Origin of the sequence: Dielma fastidiosa (assembly GCF_000313565.1) — a bacterium.
GTDB classification, from domain to species: domain Bacteria; phylum Bacillota_I; class Bacilli_A; order Erysipelotrichales; family Erysipelotrichaceae; genus Dielma; species Dielma fastidiosa.
In genome coordinates, this window is sequence record NZ_HE578928.1 from 197,728 (window position 1) to 204,388 (window position 6,661).

General features: G+C 39.3%; 7 protein-coding genes. 5 read left to right on the plus strand and 2 right to left on the minus strand.

Annotation, left to right across the window (positions count from 1 at the left end; genetic code table 11):
- The first annotated feature begins 45 nt into the window (after positions 1 to 45).
- The 4 genes from DAHG_RS12825 to DAHG_RS12840 all read left to right on the plus strand — a co-directional run bounded on the left by DAHG_RS12825 (position 46) and on the right by DAHG_RS12840 (position 4,882).
- The gene (locus DAHG_RS12825) at positions 46 to 861 is read left to right on the plus strand and encodes a MerR family DNA-binding transcriptional regulator (protein WP_022938750.1); all 816 of its coding nucleotides are present in this window, start codon (positions 46 to 48) and stop codon (positions 859 to 861) included.
- 159 nt (positions 862 to 1,020) lie between these two features.
- The gene (locus DAHG_RS19595) at positions 1,021 to 2,949 is read left to right on the plus strand and encodes an FAD-dependent oxidoreductase (RefSeq protein ID WP_022938751.1); all 1,929 of its coding nucleotides are present in this window, start codon (positions 1,021 to 1,023) and stop codon (positions 2,947 to 2,949) included.
- 203 nt (positions 2,950 to 3,152) lie between these two features.
- A complete protein-coding gene (locus DAHG_RS12835; protein ID WP_022938752.1) occupies positions 3,153 to 4,004 on the plus strand; it encodes a DegV family protein in 852 nt (283 codons plus the stop codon).
- A gap of 20 nt (positions 4,005 to 4,024) precedes the next feature.
- Positions 4,025 to 4,882, plus strand: a complete 858-nt coding sequence (locus tag DAHG_RS12840; protein WP_022938753.1) for a DegV family protein — start codon at positions 4,025 to 4,027, stop codon at positions 4,880 to 4,882.
- A gap of 482 nt (positions 4,883 to 5,364) precedes the next feature.
- Here the strand turns inward: DAHG_RS12840 and DAHG_RS12845 are convergent, their stop codons facing one another.
- On the minus strand, positions 5,365 to 5,634 hold the full coding sequence (locus tag DAHG_RS12845; RefSeq protein ID WP_022938754.1) for a Txe/YoeB family addiction module toxin: 270 nt from the start codon (positions 5,632 to 5,634) through the stop codon (positions 5,365 to 5,367).
- A gap of 2 nt (positions 5,635 to 5,636) precedes the next feature.
- Positions 5,637 to 5,891, minus strand: a complete 255-nt coding sequence (locus DAHG_RS12850; protein ID WP_022938755.1) for a type II toxin-antitoxin system RelB/DinJ family antitoxin — start codon at positions 5,889 to 5,891, stop codon at positions 5,637 to 5,639.
- A gap of 234 nt (positions 5,892 to 6,125) precedes the next feature.
- Between DAHG_RS12850 and DAHG_RS12855 the strand changes: the two genes are divergently transcribed.
- Entirely contained in the window at positions 6,126 to 6,437 is a 312-nt protein-coding gene (locus tag DAHG_RS12855) for a hypothetical protein (RefSeq protein ID WP_022938756.1), read from the plus strand.
- Positions 6,438 to 6,661 lie beyond the last annotated feature (224 nt).

A 6,661-nucleotide genomic window follows, 5' to 3' on the forward strand; every position in this document is an offset into this window, starting at 1 on the left:
CAGAAGTTGCAAATTGATGTATAATTAAAACAGGGATGTGATGGTATGAAACGGTATAAAATTGGTGAATTTGCCCGTGAGATGGGTGTCAGCCAGGATATGATTAAACATTATGAGAAATATGGCATCATAAAGCCTGAGATTGATGAACAGACTAATTATCGTTATTTTAATATTAATCAGGGTGAAAAAATTATTGAAAGCAAGAAATATCGAAATCTTGGCTTTACGATTAAAGAATCAGCAGAATTAATTTTTGATAAGGATTTTGCTGGCATCACTGAGGCATTGAAGGGTAAACGAGATGAGATGGAGATTGAAATAGAGCGGATGCAGGCATATTTAAGCCAGATCAATCAGCTTTTAAAAATAGGCGAACGTTTTGATCAGCAATCTGACAGCTGGGAAATTGTTCATTTAGATGGCTTTTACTTTCTGAAGCAGACTGATAATTATGAATTCAGTCAGGATGAAGCCGTTAAAGATAAGGTCAGGGATTGGCTCGACCGGCTGCCGATTACGAATCAGGCTGTCTTAGTTCCCCGGATGTCCTTTTATGAGGGAACATTTGATCATCAATGGGGCTTTTCTATATCCTGTAAGAAAGCGGCGGAAATTAATCTTGATGTCTCTTGCGCTAAATTACTGCCTGCCGGTAAGTATTTTGTATTCGCAAGCGGTTCATTGCAGAATCAGCCGATGAGTAAGGAACGGTTTCATGAGGTTAAAGAGCTGATGGATAAATTCAAGCTGCAGTATGGTGATGAAGTGCTGATGGAATGTGTCTTTAAAAGTCATGATCATGGTGAGGGGTTCAGTCACTTTATTGTATATATTCCGATCCTTGAACCTGTGGGTTAGGCATAGGTTGTCTCTGTTTAATTGTGAATTTGATAACGAAATGAGCCTTAAAGGGCTTTTTTTCTTGTTCATTTTTTATCAAAAGCCGTATTAAATAGGGGTTGACTCATGGCTAAGACCTTATTTTAAGCTTATTAAGGTAACAAATGGAGGGAACTTATGAAAAAACTAATTTGCGGATGTCTAGTTCTGATGCTGTGCGCTTCAATGAGCGGCTGTACATCAAAATCAGATACTCCCACTAACACTTCTGCATATACAGAAGGTACTTACACGGCTGCTGCCAAGGGCAATAACGGTGATGTCAGTGTTGAGGTTGTATTTACAAGTGATGCGATTCAGTCAGTAACTATCACTGAACAGCAGGAAACGGCCGGTATCGCGGATGGCGCGTTAGAAAAAATTCCTGCCGGCATTGTAGAGAATCAAAGTCTGAATATTGATACGATTGCCGGGGCAACAAATACCAGCAACGCAATTCTCAGTGCGGTGGAGGATTGTGTGAAACAAGCAGGCGGTGATGTCGAGGCATTAAAGAATAAAACGACAGAGGTCGTAAAAGGCGAACAGGAAGAAATCAGCTGTGATGTAGTTGTAGTCGGCGGCGGAGCTGCTGGTACGGCGGCTGCATTAGCGGCGGTTGAAGCAGGTAAAAATGTTATTTTAATCGAAAAGACTGCTAGTCCGATGGGGGCCGGTACTTTCGCCGGTGTATTATTTGCCACTGATTCCACCCTGCAAAAGGAAGCTGGCAAAACTGTTGACCCGGAATGGGTTTATGATCAGTTCATGGAAACCAGCGAATATCACGCTAATGGTGCCTTGCTGGCTAATGTCATTGCGAAATCAGGATCTACGGTTGACTGGTTAATTGAAAACGGTGTTAAGCTGAATCTGCTTGATCCAGGTCATGGCGGTGTTATCGGTCACTTAGGCAATCCGACAACAGCCCACGGTTATGATGAAGGCGGTGTCGCAGCGATGACTAAGCTTCATGAAGTAATTGAGACAAAGGGCGGCAGCGTTCGTTATGAAACTACCGGTACTGAATTAATTATAACTGATGGCAAGGTCAGCGGCGTGATTGCCGTAAAAGCTGACGGCGGTGAATTAAGAATCAATGCCTCATCGGTGGTTCTTGCGACAGGCGGTTTTGCGGGTAATGCGGAAATGACTACTGAAATTTTCGGTGATGTTAATTATGGCAATCCAGTTGTAAAATCAAATACTGGTGACGGTATTAAAATGGCATGGGCAATCGGTGCTGATAAAGGCATCGTTATTCCGCAGAATTATGGTATTGGTCCTGACTTCTCCACAGCCAGTGATGAATTAAAACAGATTGAAAATTACAGCGCGCTGACTGGCGCTTTCCAGACACCGGTTCTCTTTGTGAACTCTCAAGGTACTCGTTTCACCAACGAAGAAGTTGTACTAGAAGCAGCTCATGGTGCTGAAACATTAAGAAGTGTCAGCGGCGGTGAAATTTATTCAATTCTTGATCAAGGAATCCTTAATCAGGTTGCTGAAGGTGGTCTTGCGGAATTAGTGGATCGTTACAGTATCTTCATCGGCAATAATCAGCGTTATATTGAAGGCGGCCATCAGGTTGATACTGATCAGCGTTATGCTGACAGCATTACGCCAAAAGATGTAACGGCTGCACTTGAAAAAGCGGTTGAAGAGGGTATTGTCATCAAGGGCGATACAATTGAAGAATTAGCTGAGAAACTGAATATGCCTCGCTTAACGGCTACGTTAGATCGTTATAATGAAATGTGCCGCAATGGTGCTGATACAGATTTATATAAAGCTTCTGAATACATGGATGAATTAGCTGAAGGCCCATATTATGCGGTTAAGTATAAATATGTGAATTATCTTGGTACCCTTGGCGGTGTTGAGGTTGATGAATATCTTCAGGCAGTTGATGCTGCCGGCAAGCCGATCGATAACCTTTGGGTAGCCGGTGCTGATGCCAGCGGCGCTTATGGCAACGCTTATGTGCCATTTGAAGGCGGTACATTAGGCTTCGCTTATAATTCCGGACGCATTGCCGGTGAAATGGCTGCCGCCAACGCTAAATAAATCAGATTAAGTCTATATCTCCCTACAAATTGGTCCTTTCAATTAGTATATAAAATACTATTGAATAGGACCTTTTACATATCTTATAAATGAATCATTGATCTTATTTGTCATTTACTCTTGAATTGATTTGTGAGAACATCAAAAATAGGGTATAATATTTTGCATAGGTAACTGTCCTCTGACAGGAAAGGATGGATGAAATGAAAGTTGCATTCGTAACCGATACAAGCTGTGGTGTTTCACCCGCTGAAATGAAGAAGAAAGATATAATTTGCATTCCTTTGCAGATTGTATTTGTAGATCAGGATAAAACACTGTTGGATTTTGTTGATACCAGCAATGCTGAAATTTATAAGCTGATTCGTGAAGAACAGCGCATGACGACTTCAATCCCGCCGCTGGGTCTGATTGAGAAAATATTTGATGATATAAAGAAACAGGGCTATGACACTGTATTCTGTATACCGATTAACGCGGGTTTATCAAGCGCCTATAACGCATATCGTCTGGCAGCTGAAAACATTGGACTGAAATTCATTCATGTAGATATTTATACGACAGCCTGTATGCAGAAATATTGTATTGAATTGGCACATAAGATGTATAATGAAGGTGTGGCGATGGAGGATATCATCGCTAAGATCCAAGATATCGGTGATACTGGACTAACACTTGTTATGCCTGGTGATCTTGACCACTTAAAGCGCGGCGGCCGCTTAACACCGCTGGCTGCGACCTTGGCAGGATTGCTTAAAATTAAACCAATTCTGAAAATCGATAAAAGCTGCCTTGGCAAGATTGATGTTTTCGATAAGGTCCGCACTTATAACAAAGCGGTTGACCGCATGGTTCAGGAGCTGATTAATCGTAAAGTTGATGACAATTATATGATTTATGTCGCAAACAGCGATTCTTTGGAACAAGCTGAATATGTGCGTGACCGTCTGCAGGAGCAATTTCCAAATCATGAGATTGAAATCTGTGATCTGGTTTCCGTTATTTCCGTTCACACTGGCTGTGAATGTGTAGGTATTCAGGCATTTAAAAAGTAAAACTTACGGGGGGTAAGAACATGAAAGTTGCATTTGTAACTGACAGTGGCTGTGAACACAACCAACAAGAAATGAAAGCATTGGGAATTTACAGTTTACCGCTGCAGATCAGCAATGGAAGTGAAACGATATTGGAATTGGAAGATGCCAGTATTGAAGAGGTTTACAAGCGTGTACAAGCAGGCGAGTTGATGAAGACTTCCCTGCCGCCGTTAGGTTTGATTGAGGAATTATTTGCTGATTTAAAAAAGAATGAATATGATACCGTATTTGCGGTGCCAATCTGCAATGGTTTATCGGGTACGATAAATGCCATGCGGCTGGCGGCTGAAGAAAATGGACTGACTTTTATCTGCATGGACACCTATGTTACCGCAGAAGTACAGTTCTACTGCATCACATTGGCAAAGAAACTTTATGAAGAAGGAAAAAACCTTGATGAGATTCAGACGATTCTTCAGGCTGTTATTGACAGTGCCAGTACCCTGCTGATTCCAGTTGATCTGAATCATCTGAAAAGAGGAGGCCGGCTGACGCCCTTGGCGGCAACCTTGGCGGGATTGCTGAAAATCAAGCCTATCTTGAAGATTGACAAGTCAACCGAAGGGCGCATTGATGTGTCTGAAAAGGTACGTACTTTGTCTAAAGCTATGGATAAAGCGATTGATTTAATGATTGCGAATGGATTGAACAGCGACTATGAATTAGTTGTTGCCTATGTGTTAGAAACTGCTGACTGTGAAGATATGATTCAGCGGATTCAAAACCGTGTACCAGGACTGAAACCACGGCTAATTGAGTTAATCAGTGTCGTTGGCTGTCATACCGGTATCGGCTGTATTGCGATTCAATATTTTAAACCTTATAAAGAACAATAAAATTCGCTGAGAAACAGCTGCGGTTATAACGTAAAAATGCCCTTTGACAAATATTCATGTTGGAGGGTATTTTTTGTATATAGGCTTATTGGCCTGTTAATATAACTAATGGTGGTATTTGATATAAACAAAATAGTATATCTTTTTGTGTGCAGACAAAATTTATCTGTTGAATTTAAATGATCAGGCATGCTCTGTGTTACTTATCCTATTATTAGGTGACTATAACTTGCGGTTGTTTTAGATATAACCAATATGCCGAACAAATGCATTGATACCATGTCTCCTATTGGTTATACCTAAGTATAAATAAAGTACATCAGCCTAAGTCTTTTATCTTTATCGTGAAATTAATCTGCTATCGCAATTTATAATTTATATATGGTTGCTGATTTCTCTGCCACCTTAACTTCTAACTAATTATTGTATCAAGTATAATAAATAATTACATTTAAAAAAAGAAGACGTATACTCTACGTTCTCTAATCATCATAATGTCCACGGCACGATATGATTACCGCCTTATTATTTTCAACTACATAAACAAGCCTATGTTCTTCATTAATGCGCCGACTCCAAAAACCAGTTAGATTACCTTTCAAAGGTTCCGGCTTTCCTACTCCTTCAAAAGGACTCCGATATATCTCTTTTATAAGCTGATTTATTCGTTTCACCATTTTTTTGTCAAGTTGCTGCCAATACAGATAATCTTCCCATGCATCGAAATCCCACTGTATTACTCTTAACTGCATAATTATTCCTCTATTAAATCATGTTTAGAAATACTTAATCGTCCTGCTTTATAGTCTTCCATCTTCTTTTCCAGATAACGCATATTACTATCTGAGTAAAATGGATCTGCTGACAACTCAAAGGGTATGCGTCGTTCTCTGGCAACCTTTTTTAGAAAGATATTAATTGCCGTTGACATACTCAAGCCTATCTCATCAAAGGTCTGCTCGGCCCCACGCTTCACATCATCATCAACACGCAAACTAATCTGTGCCATAAAATCACTCCTTTCTTATATTCTTATTATATCAATATTAAAGCAAATTGCAATATATTTAATATACATTTGCTATGTTTTTGATAAGATTCTTTATCAGTTTTTGATAAATATTTATTATGAGTAAGTATTATAAAAAATACGAATCGTCAAAAAAGTCGTTTGAAAAATATTAATTTTATTAATAAAAGTTATTTAAAAAAACATTTTTGAAATAATAAAGGGCTGAAGTTAATGCTGAAAAGGAAAATTGAACAAAAACTAATTGATTGGAAAAATACTCCAGATAATAAACCTTTGATAATAAGAGGATATAGACAGTGTGGAAAAACTTATTCTGCTTTAGATTTTGCAGCCAAGAAAATGATTTCCTTCAATCCTTCAGGAAATCATGTCATTAAAGATGACACCCAGCTGCCTTTCTCGCGGCGCTGTTCCTTCCTGTATTTCAATGTCTCTCTCTTTTTACCTATCGGTATTGGAGTCGCACTCGAACATATCCATACAGGAACTCTTTTGATCAGTTCAATGATTTCCATCAAGTAAACAGCCTTTTCTTCTAGTTTGGGTCTATTCACTTTGATTCATTGAACTGATTTTTTTATGTTATCTGAATAATGCTAATATGGCGGTTAGCTGACATTCTTTAATACTTGCTTTTCCTATCTTCTTACCAATCGCTGCCCATTGCTCTGCTTGCGTTTGCTTTTCTTTTACGAATACTCGATATTCTCGTAATATCTTCTCTTTATATCCGATCCCTTTTCTTG